Source organism: Clostridium boliviensis (assembly GCF_033342255.1).
Lineage (GTDB): Bacteria > Bacillota > Clostridia > Lachnospirales > Lachnospiraceae > Lacrimispora > Lacrimispora boliviensis.
The window spans coordinates 1-22,685 of sequence record NZ_JAWONS010000184.1 but is presented as its reverse complement, the minus strand read 5'-3'; the positions used below and the strand labels follow the sequence as shown (position 1 = coordinate 22,685).

General features: G+C 35.4%; 22 protein-coding genes. All 22 read left to right on the top strand.

Going from position 1 to position 22,685, the window contains the following annotated elements; all coding sequences use genetic code 11:
• Positions 1-18: 18 nt before the first annotated feature.
• The gene (locus RZO55_RS12010; RefSeq protein WP_318064526.1) at positions 19-1,902 is read left to right on the top strand and encodes a PP2C family protein-serine/threonine phosphatase; all 1,884 of its coding nucleotides are present in this window, start codon (positions 19-21) and stop codon (positions 1,900-1,902) included.
• Between the two features lie 41 nt (positions 1,903-1,943).
• Positions 1,944-2,531: a hypothetical protein gene (locus RZO55_RS12005; RefSeq protein WP_318064525.1), complete on the top strand. Its 588-nt coding sequence runs from the start codon at positions 1,944-1,946 to the stop codon at positions 2,529-2,531.
• Between the two features lie 5 nt (positions 2,532-2,536).
• A complete protein-coding gene (locus RZO55_RS12000) occupies positions 2,537-3,892 on the top strand; it encodes a contractile injection system protein, VgrG/Pvc8 family (RefSeq protein ID WP_318064524.1) in 1,356 nt (451 codons plus the stop codon).
• Positions 3,893-3,903: 11 nt separating this feature from the next.
• Positions 3,904-5,682, top strand: a complete 1,779-nt coding sequence (locus RZO55_RS11995; RefSeq protein ID WP_336624291.1) for a PAAR-like protein — start codon at positions 3,904-3,906, stop codon at positions 5,680-5,682.
• Positions 5,683-5,694: 12 nt separating this feature from the next.
• Entirely contained in the window at positions 5,695-6,807 is a 1,113-nt protein-coding gene (locus RZO55_RS11990; RefSeq protein WP_318064522.1) for a tetratricopeptide repeat protein, read from the top strand.
• Positions 6,773-7,027 (top strand): hypothetical protein, encoded by a 255-nt coding sequence (locus tag RZO55_RS11985; RefSeq protein WP_318064521.1) that lies wholly within the window; start codon positions 6,773-6,775, stop codon positions 7,025-7,027. The genes RZO55_RS11990 and RZO55_RS11985 overlap by 35 nt, the downstream gene beginning before the upstream one ends.
• On the top strand, positions 7,000-7,713 hold the full coding sequence (locus RZO55_RS11980; protein ID WP_318064520.1) for a tetratricopeptide repeat protein: 714 nt from the start codon (positions 7,000-7,002) through the stop codon (positions 7,711-7,713). Before RZO55_RS11985 ends, RZO55_RS11980 begins: the two co-directional genes overlap by 28 nt.
• On the top strand, positions 7,694-9,295 hold the full coding sequence (locus tag RZO55_RS11975; protein ID WP_318064519.1) for a hypothetical protein: 1,602 nt from the start codon (positions 7,694-7,696) through the stop codon (positions 9,293-9,295). Before RZO55_RS11980 ends, RZO55_RS11975 begins: the two co-directional genes overlap by 20 nt.
• A 24-nt stretch (positions 9,296-9,319) precedes the next feature.
• Positions 9,320-9,895 carry a DUF2628 domain-containing protein gene (locus RZO55_RS11970; RefSeq protein WP_318064518.1) on the top strand — a complete coding sequence of 192 codons (576 nt, stop codon included), beginning with the start codon at positions 9,320-9,322 and terminating at the stop codon, positions 9,893-9,895.
• Positions 9,896-9,923: 28 nt separating this feature from the next.
• Positions 9,924-10,451: a hypothetical protein gene (locus RZO55_RS11965; RefSeq protein WP_318064517.1), complete on the top strand. Its 528-nt coding sequence runs from the start codon at positions 9,924-9,926 to the stop codon at positions 10,449-10,451.
• 12 nt (positions 10,452-10,463) lie between these two features.
• Positions 10,464-11,117, top strand: coding sequence for a hypothetical protein (locus RZO55_RS11960; protein WP_318064516.1), 654 nt, complete (start codon positions 10,464-10,466; stop codon positions 11,115-11,117).
• A gap of 87 nt (positions 11,118-11,204) precedes the next feature.
• Positions 11,205-12,518 (top strand): hypothetical protein, encoded by a 1,314-nt coding sequence (locus RZO55_RS11955; RefSeq protein WP_318064515.1) that lies wholly within the window; start codon positions 11,205-11,207, stop codon positions 12,516-12,518.
• Entirely contained in the window at positions 12,515-13,207 is a 693-nt protein-coding gene (locus RZO55_RS11950) for a hypothetical protein (RefSeq protein WP_318064514.1), read from the top strand. Before RZO55_RS11955 ends, RZO55_RS11950 begins: the two co-directional genes overlap by 4 nt.
• 32 nt (positions 13,208-13,239) lie before the next feature.
• Positions 13,240-13,791, top strand: coding sequence for a hypothetical protein (locus RZO55_RS11945; protein WP_318064513.1), 552 nt, complete (start codon positions 13,240-13,242; stop codon positions 13,789-13,791).
• A gap of 12 nt (positions 13,792-13,803) precedes the next feature.
• A complete protein-coding gene (locus RZO55_RS11940; protein WP_318064512.1) occupies positions 13,804-14,979 on the top strand; it encodes a PAAR-like protein in 1,176 nt (391 codons plus the stop codon).
• A gap of 78 nt (positions 14,980-15,057) precedes the next feature.
• A complete protein-coding gene (locus RZO55_RS11935; RefSeq protein WP_318064511.1) occupies positions 15,058-16,380 on the top strand; it encodes a PdaC/SigV domain-containing protein in 1,323 nt (440 codons plus the stop codon).
• Positions 16,381-16,434: 54 nt separating this feature from the next.
• A complete protein-coding gene (locus tag RZO55_RS11930; RefSeq protein WP_318064510.1) occupies positions 16,435-17,823 on the top strand; it encodes a phage baseplate assembly protein V in 1,389 nt (462 codons plus the stop codon).
• A gap of 23 nt (positions 17,824-17,846) precedes the next feature.
• A complete protein-coding gene (locus tag RZO55_RS11925) occupies positions 17,847-19,118 on the top strand; it encodes a hypothetical protein (protein ID WP_318064509.1) in 1,272 nt (423 codons plus the stop codon).
• Positions 19,119-19,139: 21 nt separating this feature from the next.
• Positions 19,140-19,712, top strand: a complete 573-nt coding sequence (locus tag RZO55_RS11920) for a hypothetical protein (protein ID WP_318064508.1) — start codon at positions 19,140-19,142, stop codon at positions 19,710-19,712.
• A 40-nt stretch (positions 19,713-19,752) separates the two neighbouring features.
• Positions 19,753-21,099 carry a PAAR-like protein gene (locus RZO55_RS11915; protein WP_318064507.1) on the top strand — a complete coding sequence of 449 codons (1,347 nt, stop codon included), beginning with the start codon at positions 19,753-19,755 and terminating at the stop codon, positions 21,097-21,099.
• A gap of 60 nt (positions 21,100-21,159) precedes the next feature.
• The gene (locus tag RZO55_RS11910; RefSeq protein ID WP_318064506.1) at positions 21,160-22,104 is read left to right on the top strand and encodes a hypothetical protein; all 945 of its coding nucleotides are present in this window, start codon (positions 21,160-21,162) and stop codon (positions 22,102-22,104) included.
• Positions 22,105-22,226: 122 nt separating this feature from the next.
• Positions 22,227-22,685: hypothetical protein (locus RZO55_RS11905; RefSeq protein WP_318064505.1), on the top strand; the 459-nt coding region annotated here is incomplete at its 3' end.

Below are 22,685 nucleotides of genomic sequence, written 5' to 3'. Positions count from 1 at the left end.
CCAGAAGGAGACTATGGGATGAGAAAACAAAACAGTACATTCAAGACGGCATTTATATCAGAGGCTGGGGCAGAACTGAAAAATAATGATTATTTTGCTTTTGTAGAATTGGAACAGTTTGCCTGTTATGTGATAGCGGATGGATTGAATGATCTGCCTGATGCCGAGAGTGCCAGGCTGGCAACACAGAGTATTATCCTGGCTTTTCAGACACACCCGTCTATGACAAAACGGGCAGTTCTATCCTACTTAGAAGAAGCAAATCAGGCGCTCTTTACGGCAGACAGCCGGGAGCGTCTAAAAGCTTCTGTTACTGTAATTGTGACAGACTATGCGAAAGTACGTTATGGACATGTGGGCAACACCAGACTGCGCCTTTACCGGGATGGTTCTGTGCTTGAATCCACTCAGGACATGTCTCTGGGTACAGAGCTGGTTAAGGAAAAGAAACTTACGGAAGATGTACTATCCCGCCATGAAGAGCGGAACAACTTATATTCCTATTTAGGAAAAGGAAAAGGATTAAAGCCATTTGTATCAAAAAAGAGAAAGTTAATTAACGGTGATATCCTGGCATTCTACACAAGAGGAATTTGGGAAAATATAGACAGCGGTGAATTAGATGATGTATTCTCTGAAGCGAAAGGGGAACCACAGGAGTGTCTGGATAATGTAGAGGACCTTTTGTTGTCCAGACAGCCGGGGAATCTGGATAACTATACATTTGCTGCCATTTTTATAGATAAGGTTTTTTTAGATCCTGATAAAAAGAAGCGTACAAAAAAGATTATTATTATCACAATTGTATCCATTGTTATTATTTTGGTGATCAGTCTGGCAATATGGCTGTTTCATTATGTGAAGCAAAGATATAAAGAGGACATGGAGCGCAGATATACAAATACCATTGAATATATTCAGGATAATAATTTTGTAAAAGCGGAAGAAGAGTGTAAAGAGGCAGTTAAACTGGCAGAAAAGCTTCGGGACAAGAAACAGCTTCAAGAATTTTCTGATTATCAGAAGCTGATTGAAGCAATTAACACTGCGGAAGACGCATACAGCGGTGAAAAATACGAGGACGCACAGGCAGCTTATATAAAGGCTAAAGAGCGATCCAGGTATGCGGACAGAATTGCAGATAAGTACATAGACAAGCAATTGGGAAGAATTACAGATTATTTATCAGTATTTGATTATATTCAATTAGGAGATACACTTGTTTCCCAGGGAGATTACAACAGGGCAGAAGAAAAGTATTTACAGGCTAAGAGTCTGGCTACCAGGTCTTATTTCGAGAAAGGGCGAAAGGACGCCATGGATGCCCTGGAGGCAGTATATACCAAACGGGACAAGGCTGAGGAAGCAGACACAAAACAGGCAAAGGAAAAGGCATCAGATGAAACAGGAGCGGCACAGCTCGCTGCGGAAGGTGATAAGGCATTTGCCGAAGGGGATTACCAGGGGGCAAAAGCTTACTATGCTATGGCATTGGAGAAATATCAGCAGTTGAAAGATGATGTTCATGGTGAACTAATTCAGGTGAAGATCGCTTCCAGTGACAGCAAGGCAGAAGAAAATGAGCAGAAAAAGGCTCAGGCACAGGAATATGTGGACGCCGGACGTGAGGAAGAGACTGCTGGAAACCGGCTGGAGGCAAAGAAACAATATCTTTTTGCAAAGAGTATCTATAAAGAATTGAAACTGGATGATAAGGTAGAGGAAGTAGACGGACTGATTGAGATCCTGGAGACTGCGATGGATCAGGATAAGGCGGAGAAGGAAAGCCGGGAAGCAGTGCTTAAAGAGGAGAAAAATCAGAAAGCGCAGTCAGAGGCAGAAAATTCAGTAGAAGAGAAGATGGCGGATAAGGAAACTAAGACTGTTGGGCCGGGAGCGTGAAATAAACAAATTTAGTCCACTGGCTGTCAGGAGGTATGAAAATGCAATATGAAGATGAGAAGATAGCTGCTTTAAGGATAAAAGAAAAAAAGAAACATTACAATAATACTGAGAAAGGGATCTATATAGGAGAGCAGCTTTATAAATTTAGTGAATCATTATTATTCGGAGAAACTTTGCATATTTTACTTCCGGATGGATTCCTTCAGATGCCGGTTGAAAAAATCAGAGGGAAATATCCATCAGAATTCAGACCACAGGTAATTATTAGCAATGAGTCCGGAATGGTAAACTTTACCTTCAGTAAATTTGAACAACCAGCTTCGTGGGAACAGCTGCCTGATTTATTGGTAAATCTTCAGACAGCTATACTGAATATGAATCCTTCAGTACTGGTTTTTCATCGGAAGCAGATAGAGGTGAAGGATAAATCGGTTCCATGGATGGACTTTAAGAGCTATGCTATGGATGGTGCTCTGTATAACTACCTGTTTTTGTATTTATCAGATAAAAAACCTGTATTAGGAATGTTTAATTGCCCATTTTCTGAAAGAGAGGGCTGGCAGTATTTATTTACTAAATGTCTGGAAACTATTGATGAGGTTATGGATCTTAACGAAAGGGGATAAAGAATATGAAGGTTGTGGGATTGAAAGTAAAACCTGTAAATTTTAAAACACTGTTAAGTTGTAATATCGGTAAAAATATAAATGACCACTTTACTGCTTCAATAACAGGATATGTATCAGAAGAAGAAGCTGATAAAGTATTGAAGAATGGACAAAACGCAAATATATCTATTTCTGCTGTTATGGAAGATAATACGGAAGTTCTCTTGTTTCAGGGAATGAGAACCAATGTTACGATCAGGTATGACGGAGATACACAAGTTCTTACAGTCTGTGCAGTATCTCTTACAGCTCTTTTGGATGGCAGGTCATGGATTCGGACATTTCAGGGAATGAATCAGACATATAGGAATATAGTAGATGAAACTCTTAAAAATAGTCAACGCACAGGAATTATTTATACGGCAGGTAAGACAGAGAAGCCGGGGCGTATTGTAGTACAGTATAATGAAAGTGATTGGATATTTTATAAGAGACTTGCTAAAGAGTTAGGCACTGTAATTGTGGCAGATTGTAATAATACATTTCCATGTTTTTATTTTGGAATGCCAGAAAGAAAGAAACTTAAAGAAGTATCCTATACTGATATTCAGATACGGCAGGTTGCTGATATGGGCAGTGTAAAAGAAGAACAGATACTAATATCAAGAGAATATTTAGAGCTTTGCGATGTTGTTCGTATTGGAGAAAGAAACTGGCGTGTTTATGGAGTTATTATGACTTTGGATAAAGGGGAGACCATATTTCAGTATAGTCTGGAACTGGAGACTTATAAACGAATTTCCTGCCAGCCTGAAAACTATAATGTCAGAGGAGTTTCGATTTTTGGTAAAGTGAATGAAGTGAAAAATGGATTGGTGAGAGTCAGCCTTCAGTGTGATTTGGATCAGGATTGGGGAAATGGATTTTGGTATGATTATGCAACGATTTATTCTGCACCTGATGGGACAGGATGGTATTGCATGCCAGAGCCAGGAGAGGATATTCGTCTTTATTTCCCCGATGCTGCTGAAGCGCATTCTTATGTAATCAGTGGAGTTCATAGAGAAGATGATGTTTCCAGAGAAGATCCGGATAATAAATCATTTAAAACAAAACACGGAAAAGAAATCCGGTTTGAGCCAGATGAAATAGTCCTGACAAATAATAAGGGGTTATCAATTCGTCTTAATGATCGAAAAGGAATTTTTATTAACAGCAATAGTGGGATAAGTATAAAATCTGATGCATTTGTTGATATCAGAAGCGGCAGTAAAATTTCCATTCACGCAAAAGAAGGAGTGAGCTTACAGCAAAATCGTAATATGCTGTTAGTAAAGGATGGAATTCATGAGATGGGAAGGAATGTAGAGCATAGATAGGAGGAAACACTATGAAATGTAGTGGCGGACATGAAATTGTTGAGGACAAAACAAAAGTTATAGTTGATGGAGCAAAGGTTATGTGTTCTTATGCCCAAAATCCTATGATAAAAGATACATCGTATGTATATCTGAGAATACCGTGCGGACATGGGTTCCTTGAAAATGGACATTTATGTGCTCATGACCAGACCTGTGTGCCGGTAGAAAATATTCCGAGATTCAAGACCTGTTCTTCTCCTCATTATGAGGCAATGCTGGTTTTTTTACAGGCATGGAAACAGGAAGGGACAATTCTTTATCAGGCTTATCTGGACTATAGTAAAGGTGTGCGCGAAGGACTTCCTTGTCTGTTGCCTCTTTTGGACAGATGGATGAATGCTAAGGATAAATCTGTGATAGAAAATTATATGGATTTGTCCTTAAATATGGATTTTAACTCTATCGAAAAGAGCATTAAAATATTTAAAAAGCAGACAGCAAATAAAGCGGATGAAATTTTACTAGTGAAAACAATGGATACACCAGCCTTTACGCGGGATGAAAAATTAATAAAAAAAGATAGAGATGCAATTAATGAATGCCAGAAAGTGAAAAAAACTTTAGATAATATCATCAAAACGAAAAATTTAATACACGAAAATCTGCAAGATGATATGTTCTATGTTCAGAATGTAAACCTTCAGCATATAAAAAAACATTTATTAACAATTTTAGCAGAGCTCACTTCGCTAAAAACAGACGTTGTTGCAGCACATAGTTTAGCACCAAATGATTCTGCTCAATTCAATAAACTAAAGAGTTCCCTGAAGGAAGGAATCAGTGAGGTAAATGGTTTATATGATCAAGTATGCAGCTTCAAACCAGAAAGACATCAGATAATCACGATGGATTCCTACCTGGTGTGCCGGGGCGGAGGAATCTTATCATTTCTGAGCAGTGGGCAGGAATATTACGCTTATTGCAATGATTTAGTTATTAAAATCAGGAATCTGACAAGTCTATTTAAAAATAACTGTGAAGACAGGCTTTTACGAAACCGTAGAAAGTATTTAGATTATATTGGGATAGGAACAGATGAGGAGGGATATTCTTATAAAAAAGCAATCCGGTCATTAGAGACATATAAAAAGATGCTGGATGATGTGGGGGGAGTGAAAGGAATTAAGATGGAAACTCCCGTCTATTTGGAATTAATTTCTCATGCTTATTTTGAAGAGCGGCGTAATAAAATGATGTCGTTGGTAACCATTGCTGTGACATGGTTTGGAACTCCTGGAATGACCCTTTTTTTCGGCGCACTTCAGGTTGGGCAGGCAATGGCTGATGGGGATCTTGTTTCAGGAATGTCGGGAAGAGTCAGTATAGACAGCGCAGGAAGTAAAGTAATTGAGCCAGTATATAAAAACGCTTATACTCATAACAACTTATTTTCGACCGCAACCGCAATGGTAGATTTTTTTGCGCAATCACAGGACACTTGGATAGAAGAGATAAAACTCAGTGTATTCTGCTCGAATGCCAGAGAATTGAGCGATTGGGCTCCTGAAGGTGAATGCGACTTTTTGCATACTGCTTATTGTTTACTAAATCAAGATGGAAGTATAAGAAAAGAAGGAGTATACGATGTTCAGAAAAGAAAGGAGTTTATAATTAATGGAGGGGTGTGGGATTATACGCCGGCGGCAAGTCTTGTAGTAAAAGAGCATTTTGGAGATAATCAAACGACTAAAATGAATGAAGTTAATGATATAACGAAAGAACTAAAACCTGAACAAAATAAGCGGTAAGAGGTAAAGAAAATGAATATTAAAAAAAGTAGTATATTAATATTAGTACTATGTATTTTGCTGTGTAGCTGTCAACAAAAGGAAAAAGGAAAGATTGTCATAGATGTACCTGCTGGCAATTCAATGGCAAATTCTTATATCAACTCTGCTGGGATAGCATTTGAAAAAAAGGATTATAATAGTGCACTTACAGATTATTTAGAAGTAGAAAAAATTTTTCTAAATTCCGAAAGTCATACCAACAATAACGAGCTAGCTGGAATATACAGTATGATAGGAAGATGTTATGTACAGCTTAGCGCATATCATAAGGCAAAAGACTATTTTGAAAAATCCTTACCTATTAGCGAGAAATTATTAGATGATAAATTGAATTTTGAAAATTATTTTAATTTATTAAAAATAAATTATTCAATTGATGATGGAAATCTTGAATTGGCTTTGGAATATGGAAAAAAAGCAGAAAAAACGGCACTTGATTTATATGGAGATAAATCTTCTGAAATGGGAGAAGTTTATAGCAATATTGGAAAAGTATATTGTAATATGGGAGAATTTGATCAAGCCAATAAATATTTACAAAAGGCAATAATTATTATGGATCAATTATACGGACAGGATAATGAAAACAGTGCAGTAATATATGAAAAAATGGCTGATATATATCGAAAACAGGGGGAATACTACGAAGCAGAAGGATATTTAAATAAAGCAGAAGAAATATTAAAAAAATATAAAAATTATTATTGGTTAGCAGTTGTTTATAGCGATTTTGGAAATATATATTGGGAAAATGAAAAGTACGAGAATGCACTTGACTATTATAATAAGTGTCTAGAGGTTTATGAAATATGGGGGAAAGTTGATTTCGATTTAGCTAAATATCATTATTGGAAAGCAGGAGCTTTATATAATATTAAAAGTTATGAAAGTAGTAAACAGGAAATGCTACTTGCTCATAAAATTTGTGAAGATCTTCCTGTTAAATCTGAGTTAACCAGTACTCTGGTTTTAAGTATTAAAGATGGATTGAAGATTTATTATGACTATAACTATGATGGTGATAAATCAACTGGATTTGAGATGTGGTATGAGGATCTTATCTCGAGCCAAATGGTGCAGTAAGGAGAATGGTATACAGGAAAAAATTAATAATGGGGTTTGGTATTCTACTCCAGCTGCAATGACTACATTGAAAGAAAATAATGGAGATGATGTTGAAGAAAATACAAATGTGAAAGTATACTTTGAAGGAGCTGGAATGGATATTAGAAAAAGGATAGTTTTGATAAGTATTATATGTATTATGTTGTATGGATGTGGAAAGAAAAAGGTAAAATTGTAATAGAAGTGCCTTCTGGTCATTCGACGGCAAATTCTTATATTAATTCAGCAGAAAAAGAGTATGATGAAGGCAATTATTATAGTGCTCTTAATAATTATTTAAAAGTAGAAGAGATTTATTCTACCATGAACTATCATGATGATAGCCAAATGAAGGCTTTAAATAATACTATAGGAAGATGTTATAGGCAATTAAATGAGTATTATAAGGCGAAAGAATATTTTGAAAAATCATTATCTATTAGTGAAAAAATTTCAGACGATGAATTGAGCTTTGATAATTATACATATTTAATAGGTATTGAATGTTCAATTGAAAAAGGGAGTTTGGAGACTGCTTTAGATTATGGAAAAAAAGCAGAAATCATAGCCATTAAATTATATGGAAATAAATCTTCTGAATTAAGTGAAGTTTATAGCGATTTTAGTAATATATATTTGAATATGGAAGATTATGAAACGTCAGATAATTATCTTAAGAAGGCATTAAATATTACAAATGATTTGTATGGTGAAAATAGTGAGGATAGTGCAATTATTTATAAAGATCTTGCAGATTTGTATAAAAAGCAGAAGCAGTTTGACAGTGCGGAGAGTTATTTAGAAAAGGCAGCAGAAGGTATGAGGACCTTATCTCAAATCAACCAGTACATTAGGAGGAGATTGTATGGAACAGACACAGATTGAAATTTCAGGCAGTTTGGAGTTTGAATCAATTCTCAGCCTGGATATTAAAATCCAGGCAAACGAGCATGGCAGAATGAAAGCATCTGGAATACTAACACAAGAAGCTTTTAAGCGTTGCCAAACCAATACTTTGATATGGAAGAATATAACGGTAAAAACCATTCATGGAGAAGTACTATTCTACGGTATGATTACAAAACTTGAATTTGGCACAGACAGAAATTTACGGTATTTAGAAATTGAGTGTAGTACGGAAAGTCTCTTGTTTGATTTGCAACCTCATAAAAGAATTTTTCAGGATATTTGTATGACATATGGACAGTTATTGAGTTGCATTCCATCAGATGGTAGAAGAGTTCGGGCAGGAGGCTGCAAAACCACAGGTATCAAGAATCCTATTATACAGTATGACGAAACAGACTGGGAATTTATAAAACGGATTGGGGGAAGCATTCAAACGGTGGTATTGTCTGGATACACAGATTCTCAATCCACTGTTTTTTTAGGAATACCGAAAGTAAAAACAGAGCAAAACCCATTTGAACTGGATTTTATACAGAATATCGAAATAACTAAATTATATATGCTTCAAACAGAGAACGGAGGATTTAAACATCCGGAATGTGGTTGCTTCGAGCGGTGGAACTTCAGCCATGAAGAAAATTTGGAATTAGGTGACTGGGTAATCCGAAAAGGAATCAGGGCACAGATTTTTCGAAAAAAAATTACTTTGGTAAATGGAATGCTAGTGATGGAATATGAAGCTGGTCCCGCACTCTATTACAGTCCTGCTAACTTAAAGAACAACCATCTAAAAGGAGTAGTAATAGAAGGTACAGTACTGGCAACAGACAGGGAATTTATAAAAATGCAGTTTGATATGGATGCACTAACAGATATTAATGAGACTCAGTCATATCCATTCCCATATATGCCTGAATCAGGAAATGTGTTTTATTCAATGCCGGAACCAGGAACGAGAGAGTGTGTGTATTTCCCGGATGGATGTGAAGAGCATGGCTGTGTAATACACGGAAAGAGGGAATCGCTAGAGGAGTATCCGGATAGCAATGTAAAAGAGTTTCGTAGTTTTAAGGATAAGGTGTTGCGTATGGATCCAGGAAGCGTAGAGATTGAAGGTCAGGGAGATTCAGGAGCCAACACAATATTGCTAAGCGGGCATAAAGGCATGGAGATTCAGTCAAATGAGGAAATAAATATAAAAGCCAAAGATGATATCAAAATATATTCCGGTAGATTCTGTACAGTTACATCAGAGCATTCCATGTTATTGAACCAGAGTGGAACGGAGAATTCTATAGAAATGAGTGGAAATGATATGTTTTTTTCAGCAGAACAATACAGTTCTGCATCTTGTATGCGTCAAGGGAAAAAAACGAATATTGGGAAAGAGAAAGATGAAATACCGTGTGGAGTTATACTTGATTTTGTTGCGGCAGGTATTCCGTCTAGTGGAGGAAATGTATATGAACAAGCAGTATTAGGAGGACTTCCTACAAGTGTATCTAACTCTGAAAGCAGAGATATCCAATCTGTATTAGGGAAAAGAATCGCAAGGTAAAAATTTTATTAAAAGAGGTATTATATGGGCGAAACATGGAAAACGGACTACGAAAAAATAGATGGTTTTATAAAAAGAGACATTCGAATATGTCTTGATAAGAATCAGGATGAGTACATAGAACGGTTTATGAATCTGCCGCGCAGGAAATTTAACTTTAGCGCTGCTTTTTTCGGAAGCAGATGGTTTGTATACCGTTTAATGTTAAGGGAAGGAGTACTGTTTTGGGGTTTAGAGTTGTCAGTAACTGCGTTTGTCAGTACGCTATTAACAATTATAGGATACAAAAAGATGATGAATCTGGATGGTATGCGAACCATGATGATAATAGGCGGGGCGCTGGTATATCTGATCTTCTTTTTTATTGAGGGGTTCATAGCGGATCAGTTATATTGGAAAAAGTTAAAAAGAGAACTGACATCTTTTGGGCGGAAAGACAGTAATGAAGCTGCTGGTAAAGAAGAAATAGAAAAAATGAAAGAGTATACAGGGGTATCCATAAAGAGTATGATTTTCGTTTCCGCACTATGGGGAATAGCTAATAATCTGGTTTTGAAATATATCATGTATCCCATTATATTATGGGCTGTTAGTTTGTAATCAATTATAAAAAGTCGGGAGAAAGCAAATGGATTACTTCAGGATAAGTCAGGATAAAAGATACTTACATACGCCTGTTATAACAAATCTGAATGAGATTATTTTAAGACGAGCAGATACATCTATCGGTAATGCGTCAAAAATACCCGATATTAATGTGGGATTTGCTAAGCCGGAAGATCATATAGATTTTATAGATGTATTGGATTCTCAGATGTTTATGGTATTAGACAGGGTGAAAGATGTGTTTAAGATTTATGAACCGGGAATGACATTTAAAGCTGTCTGCATTTTGAACAATAAAACAGGTGCGTATGGGAATTATCATATTCCTGTTTTACCGGAAATTGATTGTTTGTCGCCAGAAAGTGAAGTTAGTCCGGATAAAAGTCATATAAACAGATTAGTTTTAAAAGAAGAGGTACCAGAAGATCGTGCGGTATTTAAAGTAAAAGGATTATTAACGGATGTTGTGGTAATTCGTTTGGATGTGGCAGAGAGTCTTTTACGGAGAAATATTAAGAAATACAATTTGAATCGGATTATTCAAAGTTAAAGAGGTAAATGAATGTTAATAGCAGAAGATAAAATGAAAGCAGAATTTCTCCTTAAAATGCATAAAATGGCTCAACAGGATTTTAAAGAAAGCTTAGAGATATGGAGCCCCCAAAGAGAACTTCTGATATCAAGAGCAAAAGTCTCTTTAGGGACAAGTCTCGAGTTGCTGTGTGAAAAATACAATTTATTGCAAAAAAAAGGAGAAACGCAAGAATTACACTATGTCTATTTGTCATTTCTGCGTACAAGTATATTATGTCATATGCCGTGGTACAGGCTTGATGCATATGATTCAAGGGATTGCATTTCTGATGTTGAATGTGGGGAGAGATGGGATATTCCTGAGATTTCAGGTTGTCTGTATTCAATAGTGAATAAAATTCAGATAGAATTCTCTAAACAAAGCCGTGTTAAAGAGTATGAACTGGATGAAATCACATATCAATTAGCAGAGCAGTATTATAAAGAATGCAAAAGTATGTTTGCTGAAATATTAGAGAAGATTCTAATTGATAAAGGAGAAAAGATTTTAGGAGAAAAGCGGGTGGACTTTATGATGGGAGAATTTTTAGGAAAAACAGATTTTATATTGAGATGGGAGCAGGGAAAAATCATATTTGATCAGGTAAATGAACAGCAGGGAGAGGAAGAGACAATGCTATAAACTAAATTCGATAATTTTCAATAAATTTTATAGGTTTACATATATAGAAAATATAATGAGAAAACAGGAGAAGGGAGGAGGCATTTCATGGAACGCTGGAAAGACAATAATTTACCAGCCATCTTGGAATATCCCTTTGATTTTGAAAGGTACATAGAGGAACGGCTTAGAGAAATTGATAATATAGATGAGCGGCAATATGCAAAAAAAGTACTTGTTGAGGGATTAGGAAAGCTTATCCGCTGTACGGAGGACAAGTACTGTCAGTTGGAAAAACGCATTTTGGAAGAGTTGGAAATCGGAGCGAACCAATATGAGACGGTTATGACTATTGTAAACCGGGATCATTACGATCCGACTAATAATACCCTGTATCCGGTTAATGAAGCAGATACGGAAATCGAAAAGTTGGCAGAATCTCTTTCTGATGATAGTCAAGTCTGGATCGGGAGTGTTTTTTTTAAGATAAATGAACAGAACAGAAGAAGATTTGAAGGAGTTCAAAGCTTTACCGGCATATTGAATGATAATGGCAGATACCAGGAAGCCAGGTTTTATATAAAACCCGCAAAACGTTATCGAGATATTATGGAACGGTTATATCAGGTATTTCAGGATAATCATATACCCTGGGAAACCATCAACACAGCATATTTGGACAAGTTTTATGATGTTTTTATTTGCATAGAAGATTTGGAAAAAGAAAATATTCCCAAATTTTCTGAAAATATAGAGATTGATTTTGGAGAGTTTAAGGAGTTTGTCTGCTATGATTTGATCCCTCTCTGGAATATGGAGTGGGTAAAGTTTGACAGCGCAGACTTCATGGTTCCCAGCATTAATGGAATTTATTATGAGCATGAATTCACGCTGGAGGACAAAGAAGAAGGAGACGGATACTTAATTGAATCCAGTGAGGATATCCTGGAAATACGGCATGAAAAGAATAAGATTGTGATTAAATCTGAAAAGGAAACATTTGAAAACTGGAAGGCTCTTCATATCATACAAAAAGAAACAATACGCTCTCTGGATTACATAGAGCCTCTGGTATCGAATCATAAAAATGATTCCTTTATCAGAAGGTATGCGGAAAACAGCCGGGCCCAGCTGATGACGAAAACAGATCTGTTCCGAAGGATCATGGAGTTGGATATCCGTGATTATATTGAAGTGGTTGGTTATGAAATCTGTTCAAATGGTAAGGATTTTCCAACTAAGGAAGGTATGAACTGGTTTGTACGAGATGAACTGTTTCCAATGGAAAGCAGAAAGGTATTACTCTTAAATTTCAGGGAAAAGGAACCTGGCCATTATCTAAATGACAGCATGGTCCGGTTTGTAATCTCTCAGATTCAATTAGAAATCAGCGAATACCGCTGTGAGGGAGTGATGGTATGAATTATGCATGGGAAGCCGCGCTTGCTGCAGACCGGGCAGGGATAAAACGGGAAGAAGTCCGGTATATACCAGTGAGTAACGGAAGTCCATATACAGAGGTAACGCTTGAGACAATTAACAGCAAGAGACTGGAAGAAAAGAGGGTGGAAATAAACCCTCTGTACCGATTCTCAAGAGAATTTTCAGAAATGTTTGATATCAATCTGACAGGTTTTGAAACGGCAAGAAACATCTTTTTTGATGCTGCCATGCAATACCTGGTACAACTGGATTTACGCCAGGGACTTTCCAAACAGGAATATGCACTGCGTTTTCTGCTAAGGGATTTGTTAGAGGGAGTATGTGGCAGCCAGGCAGCCAGGGTGGCTGAGCAGTTTGAAAAGGAAAAGCTTCGGCAGCTGCTGAGACTGATTTTAAAATTATATCAGTGCGGAAGCTCGATCTATTTGTTTCGGGAAGTTATGCGGTACATGTATCCGGATTCCATGGTTTATGCCAATAACGAAGCAGCACGTCAGGTACTGGTGTATGTGGGGCTTAAGGAGACAGAGGCAGAACGGGAACGGCTGGAATTTTTGCAGGATATGTTTCTTCCCATCAATTATCAGGTGTTTCTGTTCTGGGAACATCATTTTGGTATTATTGATGTGGAGGAGACAATGGAATTTGATCAGGTTGTTTTGTTTTGATGACAGACAATTGTTAAGGTGTGGAGGTAGCGATGAAATATTTTTTAATGCAGGATACGCCGGAGTTAAAATATGCTCCCAAATTAAAGAATTGGTATGGAAAATTTGATGTGAGAGATATCTGTTTAGATGGTTTTCCCAAATTGCCTAATATACAGCAATTTGCTATAGAGCAATCAGATAATACTATATTTACAGATGTTATATTATTTCCTTTTCTGTTGGTGTCTCCAATATTTAAGGATGTTATTAATCTATACCGTGAACGCTGTTTTTTTTGCAATGTCCTGTTGACAGACCAGGTTAAAAGAGAATCAAAAATGTATTATTTGCCGGTTCTCGATGAGGCGACAAATATTCAAATGCGAAAAAAGGAATATAAAGATGGAGTTTGTATTTCTGGAAATGATGAGTCAGAAGAAGAGGTGCTTGATTTGAACAGGAATCTTTTCTGGATAAGGGATTCTGGAAAAAGGCATATTATTTTATCGTTGGATATAGCAGAGAGTCTTATACGACGGGAAATAACCGGACTTGGTCTATGTGAGGTGGAATTATACTGCAAAAGTAATAATGGAAAGTAGAAGGAAAATATTATGGGTAATGAAAAGGAAGTTAAACCAGGAGTCAAAGTTACCAGTGAAGCCGTGTTTATAGGGGATTTTAAATTCAATTATCAGGGTAATCTTATTAAAAAATATAAGGAATGGAAAGATGCCTGTCATGGTGATGTGTCCGGGTACGAGCAAAAGGTCAAGGAACTTATGGCAATGCATTATTCTTTTTATGGTCAATTTCAAAAAGAGAGTAAATATGTTAAAAGCGGATCTGTTTTATGGTGTAGTGGAGGAAGCAAATTGACTGCATTTGATATTTTGAAAGACCATGGTGTGAAGCACAAGGATGGAAGCCCGATAGGAATCTGTAGTGATTGCAAAGCGAATGAAAATATATATTCCTTTGAAGGCTGTGCGATGCCGGCACCAGCCGGGTATCCAGAGAGACCGGTTATAACCGTAAAATCAAAGCAGAAGACTGCTATGCAAAAATGTATCCCTATGTTGAATGGTAGCTGGAACAAGACTAAAAGTTCTAGAATTAGAATATGGAATGAATCGACTGGTAGTTATGAGGAAGCTATTTCGACTGGTGATTTTCTTACATGTTTTTATGGAGGTATTATAAGTGTAGTTGAGGTGCCTGAAAATAATGATTTGGTTAAAGAATATGTTACTGCCGAGCAACTTATAGCAATTGGTTGGAGAGAAGATGTAGTTACCACTGCAATGGTTAAAGAATTAAATAGGGTTTTGAAAGAATATGATATTACGGACATAAACAGTATAAGGCATTTCATTGTGCAAGCTAGTCATGAATCAGATGATTGGAATCATAAGGGGTATGGTGATGGTTTGATTGAAATTGGTTCAAAGTCATATCTGGAAGGGAAGAAATATTGGCCATATATAGGTGCTGGATATATACATTTAACATGGGAGTATAATTATCAGAAATTTAGTGATTATTTGAAAAATAATAAAAATGTTGATGATCCATTAATTATGTCAGAAGGTCCTAAACGTATAGCAAGTACGTATGCATGGGAAAGTGCAGCATACTTTTGGAGTGTACTTAGTGATGCAAATGAAGTTGCAAGTCATAAAGACGTTAATCCTGATAAATTGTCTCAAATTGTGAATAAATATGATATAAACTCTTTCTCGAAAAGAGCAGATATTTATTATAACAAGGTTGTACCAAATATAAAATAATTTAATTTTTTGTAGTTAAAATATTTATATTAAAACGATAAAAGATTGTTACAATTTATTAAATAATGGAGACCAGCTATGAAAAAAAATAAGTATATTATAGTACTGATTTTTATATTTTTATTTTGTATTTGCATTGTCGGTATATATATTAATTACACTAATAATACAATAAAAAAAGTTGTGCAAAATAAAAAAAATGAAAATTCACAAGACATAGACTTTGAGTTTATAACAAAAAAATATAGCCAATATGATAAGACAAAGCAAATTAATATTGATATTTCATATCCTGAGATTCATAATTTTTCAGATAAAAAAAAGCAGAAAATTATTAATGATTTAATTAAAGAAGCTGCATTAAATCCATATAATAGTATTTCGAATAATGATCAAGGAATCGTACAAGGCACCAGTTGGTCTATAGATTATAATATTATATATGTTACAGATAGTGTGATTAGCATTATTTTTGAAGGATATCTATACGTACAGGATAATGCTAATGGCATTAATTGGATTTATTCTACGAATATTAATCTTATTTCTGGAAAAAAAATAAAAATATCTGACATCTTTTACAATACATTTAAAGATAAACTAAATTTTAATTACTTTAAAAGTATAGATACAGATACCCAAGATGCTGAACAATCCGCTTTAGATGAATTATTTAATTATCATAAGAATGATTTTGATAATAGTGATGATAATTTCTATTTTACTAAAGATAAATTTATAATAATTTTACCGATTGACAATTATTATAGATTCGCTTCGGATTATTCTGACTTATTGAGTACTATGAGGGAAGATAGTATAATCTGGAAATCCATTTTTGCTGGTTATGGTATCTCACAATATGACAATCAAAAAGAGAATTATATCGAATTAAATACAGCTAAAAATCAAAAAATAGATGCGTATGAGTTGAGGAATGCAATTTCATATAATCAACTATTTTATGGAAAATGGAAAATAGTTGATTATATACCAGCGGATTTATCACTACCTACCACTTATTCTGGGTTTGATGAAGATGGTAATTTTAAAGGACCTGATGTCACAAATGTAATTGGAGAGGAAATAACTTTTGAAGAAAATTATGCAGAATTTTCTGGGAATAAGCATCAGTTTGTATATGGACCAGAAACTTATACGCATGCTTTACAATCTGATCAGGAACAAATTGGCTATAATTATGCTAAGAGTTTAGGGATTAAAGGTGAGTATTATTCAATAGTATACTTTTTATTGCCTGATAATTATCAAGTGGACCAAAGTACAAAATACATACATCAAATACGAATTGATGATTTATGTTATTTATATATTAAGGACAATGAAACTATTTATGCTTCTAATGGAATAATAACTTATTTATTAAAAAGGTTAGATTAGAAATATAAATTTGCAAGACTACTGTACAGTGAGAAGTATGAAGGAGAGAAAACAATGAGAGAAGAAAAGCTGGTTATTCGTCCATTTGAAGATCTTCAAATTCTGGAATATGAGTCAATCCAGAAAGTGAATGAACACGCGCAGGCGGAGTTAAGAGGCCGTATTCCGTTTGACAGAAAAGAAGACTATATGAAAGTAGGAAAGCGCCAGACTTGGGCACAGGTAGTTGCCATATCTGCAGAGGAAGAATCCATTCTGTTTTACGGAGTAATCAGTCAGCTTAACCTGGAAATAAAAGATGGAACCTGTTTTGTGAGCTTAAGTCTGCGTTCCGGTACTCAGCTCATGGATTACCAGGAACACATAAGAAGCTTTCAAAAGGAAGATCTTACATTCAGTAGTCTTTTGGATATCTGTGGCCAGGGGTATGATGGCGCCGCCAAAATTATGACAGAGGGAAAAGGAAAGAGCATCGGTCATTTTATCATGCAATATGGTGAAACAGACTGGGAATTTATAAAACGGCTTGCTGCAATGAATCAAACGGTGGTTTTTGCGGACTGCTCCACCAGAGGAGAAAAATATCATTTTGGGACACCTGAGAGAGAGGCGGTTTCAGAGGACACCTCAAGCGAATACCAGACACAATATGATATACAGGAATATTGGTATAAGAAAAATCATGGTCTGTCTGTTCAGCCTGAAGATACGATGTCCTATATATGGGAAAGTCGTGAAATACATAAATTAGGGGAAAGAAGAACGGTTGCTGGAAAGCAAATGTTCATTTGGAAGCTGGAATCATATTTAAAGGGAAATGAATTATACCATACGTGTTACATGAAATCCAAATCAGGATTAAAAGTACCGACGATAAATAATCACCATATTACAGGCGTTTCCTTATCAGGAAGTGTAACGAAGGTTAAAAATGAGTTGGTTCAGATTAAGATATTTGATGATGAAAATATGGAAAACTCAGGATCATGCTGGTACTCCTTCTCCACTGTATATTCATCCGCAGATGGGACGGGTTGGTATTGTATGCCGGAGATTGGAGATACGGTAAGACTTTATTTCCCTACATCAAAGGAACAAGAGGCATATGTGGTCAGCGCGTATCACGAAAGTGGCGCATCACTCAGGAAACACCCGGAGTGTAAATTCTGGAGAAATAAAGAAGGCAAAGAAATACAGCTATCCCCAGAACGTATTTTATTGACAAATAATGATGGTACTTATATTGAACTGTCCGATGATAATGGTATTGAAATAGTAAGTGAAAGTTCCGTGACTGTAAAGTCTGGAGGGAGTCTCAGCATAACCAGTTCTAATTCTTCCATTGAAATGAGTGCTCCAAAGAAAATTCGATTAAAGCAAGGGGATACGGAAATGAATTTAGGTGGTGATATTGGTATGCAGGGAGCAAAAATCATGCTGTGATTTTATTGTAAGGAGGGAAAAAAATGGAGATAAAACTTGCTGACAATTTAAAGATAGAAACCAATATTCCTATTCTTCATGTGGAACAATTCTGTTATTTATGGAAGCCTGACTGCCATGCTTCACTTAAGCTGGAGGGTTATTTAGACAGAAATATCATGTGGAATCCAGAACAGTCTTATGATAGCCGTATTAAGATATGGATGGAAAACAGTACAGGCGATCAGATTATTTATCATGGTTATATTGTGAAAGTGGAGATAAAAAACATGGGAGGGACAAGTCAGATCAAGCTGGAGGCTTTGTCCGCCTCCTGCCGGTTGGACAGGCGTGTTTTAAGCTCTTCATTCCAGAATCCTGTCATAACCTTTGGAGAAGTGGTTAGAGAGGCGGTTCAGACTGAAGGCGGCCAGGTAATACGTGATCGGGAGAATGATAAAGAGATTATAAATCCAGTCATACGGTATGAAGAGACAGCCTGGGAATTTGCAAAACGCCTTGGTAGTTCTATGGGAAATTATATTATTCCGGATATAGAAACTGGAAATCCCAATATCTGGTTTGGAATGAGAAAAGGGAAAGAAGTTCCAGCACTTCAGGAAGATCAGTGTATTGTAAAAATGTGTACCATTGGCATAAAGACGGGAATATTTATAGAGGCGGAAGGAAGAACTTTTTACAAAATTGGTGATCGGATGACATATTTGGGTCAGAAAACAACAATTCTAGAAGTTCAGGGACGCTATGAACGCGGAGAACTTATTTTCACCTATGTACTGGAGGATATGTCTGTCCATCAACCGTGTTCCCGTTATGAGAACAATCATGCCGGGCTGGGGCTTTGGGGAACTGTACAGGAGGTTAAGGGTGAAACTGTGAAACTGGCACTTGATATTGATGATGGTAAAAATACTGGAGATTATTTTCACCCATATTGCCCTGAAACGGGAAATGCACTCTATGCAATGCCAGAAAAGGGAGCAAGAGCACTTTTGTATTTCTTAGGTGGGACTGAGCGGAACGGAACTGTTATACACTGTTTAAATGGGAATCAAAATCAGGGACAATATTATAAAGACAGAGCTCTGGATATAGAGGGTGGAAATTCCCTCAGCTTGTCAAAAGAAGTGGTGAGCGTCTGCAGAGGTCAAAAACATAGACTAACTCTTGAGGATGATTCTGTTACCATAAAGACATCAAAGGAGCTGAAAATAGTGGCAGAGGGTAAGATAAGATTAAAAGCAAAACGAATAACTGTAAGCACAGCGGATGAACTCAATATATGTCAGGGGTAGCGGAAAGGAATTGAGAAAACGATGGAATATTTTGATGAAGAGCTGTTGGAAGCGAAAAGAAAGCTGGAGTTTCAGAAACATACATCATTAGAAACTGGCATGTATGCCGGAGAAGAGTTGATTACGTTTACATATACAACATTGGAAGACTTTGGAATAAGATTGCCCCTGCCGGAACAGATGGTAGTTATGCCAGAGGATATGAAAAATGCAAAGTATCCTTCGTTAGATGCTCCTGAGCTTATTTTGACAGACTTAAGCAGCACAGTAAATATTTGCTTTAATTCTTTACCTGTGGTTCTGGCCGATGAAGAAATCAGGTCTATGAGTGTTCAGTTCCAGAATGCCTTGCAAAACATGAATCCCTCTATTGCAATTAAGAACCAGACGGATACAAATACAGAGCAGGGTAACGAAATGAGTTGGTTTGAGTATAAAGGATATCATTTGGATGGACAGAGTTATAACCGATGTTACCTGATTCGTTTGAGAAAAACAGTGTTACATGGAACATTTAGCTGTAAGTTAAAAGACAAAGATCACTGGTTGGATATAGTTAATAAAATATTCCTGGCAGTTGAAGAGATTTTGTAATAGTATCTGGTGATATTGAGCTAAGGAGGAGAGGAATATAATGGCTGGTAAAGAAGTAAAAGTAAAAGATGGAGTTACTGTTACGGATGAAGCCGTGTTTATCGGAGATTATATGTTTGAAATTGAAGGAAATATAATACAAAAATATAAGAAGAAACAGGATGCTATTCATGGTGATGTGGCAGAATATGAAGAAAAAGTTAAGGAAATCATGGCAAAACATTATGCCTTCTATGGGAAATTCCAGAAAGAAAATCAATATGTAAAAAGAGGTTCCATTTTAAAATGCAGCGGAGGAACTAAATTAACTAAATTTGATCTTCTAAAAGATCACGGGGTAATGGAATTTGGGGGTGGACCAATTGGCATATGCTCTGATTGTAAAACAGATCATAATATCTATTCTTTTGGTGGCTGTAATAAGCCTACGCCGTCAGGATACCCGGAAAGACCACTAGAAATTCCGACTATAAATTCAAAATTCCCATTTTTAATGCATAAATGTATTCCGCTTTTAAATGGTAATTGGAGTAAAACTAATAGTGGCAAGCTTCGAGTATGGGACGAAGAGAAGAAAGAATATTGTGATGCAATCACTACAGGAGATTATCTGACATGCTTATATGGGGGGATAATAAGCGTTATAGAAGTACCCCAGAAGGTAAATACAAAAGAAGAACTTATTTCATTAGAAAAAATGATTAGTTTAGGATGGACCCAAATACAATGCGGTTATAATATAAAAGGGACTGATACCCAAAGCCCAATTAATGATATGAATTCAGAAATCACTAGGCGTTTTAGAGATGTTAATCAAGGGGATATTGATAAATTAAATAATTTATTTAAAAAATATGATATTAATACGAAAAAAAGAATTTGTGCATTTTTTGCAGAATGTTCGGCGGAAACTAGTGATGGAAAAGGATTAATTGAACAGGCAGTAGACAAAGGGGATACTAAAAAACTTAATATTAAATACTTATTTTCCGCTAAACCCACAAGAGCAAATTTGAAAAAATGGTTTGATGATAATAGAAAATATAAGTATATTTATCGCGGAGGAGGTACAATACAGCTTACTTGGGATTATCATTATACTGAATTTAATAATTGGATGATACAAGAACTTGGAATAAAAGATGAGAAGATTATTAAGCTTGGAGCAGAATATGTTGCTTCCACATATCCATGGGAAGCTGGTGTATTTTACTGGGAGCGTTATAACTTAAATGAAAAGGCTGATAAATTAAAGGATAATTATGTGTGGAGAGACATTGATATTATTACTAATGTCGTCAATAGTGGTATGTCAGAAGCTGAAAAAACAAATAGGGATGATAAATATAAATTGTGGCTAAATAATTTCACATTAAACAAGCAGTAAAATGATAAAAAATAATTCGAAAATACAAAGTATAACCCAATATTTCTAGAAGGAGAGTCAATGTCAAAATTTACTAAAATATTAATATCTTGTCTGCTAATTATTATAACGGCTTTATTGGTATTAAAGCAAAATATATTAATAGAAAAAACGATGCATACAAGTACTGTTAATTCAAAAGAGGATATTGAAAATTCTAAACCTGAAATAGTTTGTACAACAGATGAAACGGCAGGTATAAGCAAAGAGGATTTAGAGAGTAAATCAATAAAAGATCTGAAAAGTAGAGATTATTTAGAGGTTTATAATAATTTAACAAAGGAGCCTGAGTACAAAATTTATATAGAATCTTACTCACAAAATTCATCATATATAGAATATCCTCAAATTGAAGGTATGAAAAGTGAAGAGTTGCAAAACAAAATTAATACTATGTTAAAAGACGAAACTATAAAAGGGCCTAAAACTGATGGCGGTAAGAATTTTGTTGATTTAAAAAAAACAGATGTTATTTATGAGTACTCAACTCGAATTGGATTTACTAACGAATTTATTGCTAGTTTTGAGTATTCATTTGAATCTATTGATCCGTCCAGCACCGTCACAGGAATGAATCATAGATATTTTTACATCACTATTAATATGAAAACGGGTGAAAGGATTTACCTTACAGATTTTATGGAGGTAGATGACCGACTAATAAATAGTGGTGTTCCAGGTGCACCAGAACCTGATTATAATGGGGTTGTAACACCTTCATTTTATAGGTTTAAAGATGCTTTTAGGATATACACTTCTGATGAGGAGAGAGATTCATACCATACAAATACTCCAGAATGGATAATTGAAACACTTAAGGATAAATCAGCCGAAACAAAATGGTTTATTGAGAAAAATAAGGATATTACATTCTATGCAGGTATTGACTATAACTTTGTTACTATTCCTATTGCAGAGATTAAAAATGCAATACATCCTGAATATCTGGAAATACTAGGCGAATAAATCAGTAAAGAAGTAATTACTAATTTCAAGATTTTGTTGACTTTATAATTAACATTATAATTCGCCGAGAAGAGTAAAGTAAACATAAGTATTTATTAAGAGCTATTCAGAGGAGGATTAAATTGTATAAAAAGATTTATACATTATTGTCTTTGTTTATTATTACAATACTGATTTTGGCAAGTGTTAAAATAAAACAATATAATAATGACCTAAAGTCAATAAACTGTTCTCCTACAGTAGATGAAATATCTGATAATACAAATAATAAAACAAAGAGTGATTTAATAGAATTAAAACAATATACCGGAAACAGCACCTTATATGGTTTATGGAGCCTTGATAAAGTTGTAATGAAATCTGGATTAGTTGAGACTGGTCTTGAAAAGTATATTGGATTAAAAATTATGTATTTGCCACAATACATAACTTTTAACCTTGAAAAGTACAATAATCCACAATATAAGTATATTACAGAATTAGTACCAGAATTTAATGGAAAATATGATTATCGGGCTCCAAACTTTTACTATTTTATTAAAGAAGAAGGAATTCAAATAGATGGAATAAATAATTATGAT

Coding starts and splice junctions, on each gene's coding strand:
- RZO55_RS12010 (WP_318064526.1), top strand. CDS start 19: ATGAGAAAACAAAACAGTACATTCAAGACGGCATTTATATCAGAGGCT.
- RZO55_RS12005 (WP_318064525.1), top strand. CDS start 1,944: ATGCAATATGAAGATGAGAAGATAGCTGCTTTAAGGATAAAAGAAAAA.
- RZO55_RS12000 (WP_318064524.1), top strand. CDS start 2,537: ATGAAGGTTGTGGGATTGAAAGTAAAACCTGTAAATTTTAAAACACTG.
- RZO55_RS11995 (WP_336624291.1), top strand. CDS start 3,904: ATGAAATGTAGTGGCGGACATGAAATTGTTGAGGACAAAACAAAAGTT.
- RZO55_RS11990 (WP_318064522.1), top strand. CDS start 5,695: ATGAATATTAAAAAAAGTAGTATATTAATATTAGTACTATGTATTTTG.
- RZO55_RS11985 (WP_318064521.1), top strand. CDS start 6,773: ATGAGGATCTTATCTCGAGCCAAATGGTGCAGTAAGGAGAATGGTATA.
- RZO55_RS11980 (WP_318064520.1), top strand. CDS start 7,000: ATGTGGAAAGAAAAAGGTAAAATTGTAATAGAAGTGCCTTCTGGTCAT.
- RZO55_RS11975 (WP_318064519.1), top strand. CDS start 7,694: ATGGAACAGACACAGATTGAAATTTCAGGCAGTTTGGAGTTTGAATCA.
- RZO55_RS11970 (WP_318064518.1), top strand. CDS start 9,320: ATGGGCGAAACATGGAAAACGGACTACGAAAAAATAGATGGTTTTATA.
- RZO55_RS11965 (WP_318064517.1), top strand. CDS start 9,924: ATGGATTACTTCAGGATAAGTCAGGATAAAAGATACTTACATACGCCT.
- RZO55_RS11960 (WP_318064516.1), top strand. CDS start 10,464: ATGTTAATAGCAGAAGATAAAATGAAAGCAGAATTTCTCCTTAAAATG.
- RZO55_RS11955 (WP_318064515.1), top strand. CDS start 11,205: ATGGAACGCTGGAAAGACAATAATTTACCAGCCATCTTGGAATATCCC.
- RZO55_RS11950 (WP_318064514.1), top strand. CDS start 12,515: ATGAATTATGCATGGGAAGCCGCGCTTGCTGCAGACCGGGCAGGGATA.
- RZO55_RS11945 (WP_318064513.1), top strand. CDS start 13,240: ATGAAATATTTTTTAATGCAGGATACGCCGGAGTTAAAATATGCTCCC.
- RZO55_RS11940 (WP_318064512.1), top strand. CDS start 13,804: ATGGGTAATGAAAAGGAAGTTAAACCAGGAGTCAAAGTTACCAGTGAA.
- RZO55_RS11935 (WP_318064511.1), top strand. CDS start 15,058: ATGAAAAAAAATAAGTATATTATAGTACTGATTTTTATATTTTTATTT.
- RZO55_RS11930 (WP_318064510.1), top strand. CDS start 16,435: ATGAGAGAAGAAAAGCTGGTTATTCGTCCATTTGAAGATCTTCAAATT.
- RZO55_RS11925 (WP_318064509.1), top strand. CDS start 17,847: ATGGAGATAAAACTTGCTGACAATTTAAAGATAGAAACCAATATTCCT.
- RZO55_RS11920 (WP_318064508.1), top strand. CDS start 19,140: ATGGAATATTTTGATGAAGAGCTGTTGGAAGCGAAAAGAAAGCTGGAG.
- RZO55_RS11915 (WP_318064507.1), top strand. CDS start 19,753: ATGGCTGGTAAAGAAGTAAAAGTAAAAGATGGAGTTACTGTTACGGAT.
- RZO55_RS11910 (WP_318064506.1), top strand. CDS start 21,160: ATGTCAAAATTTACTAAAATATTAATATCTTGTCTGCTAATTATTATA.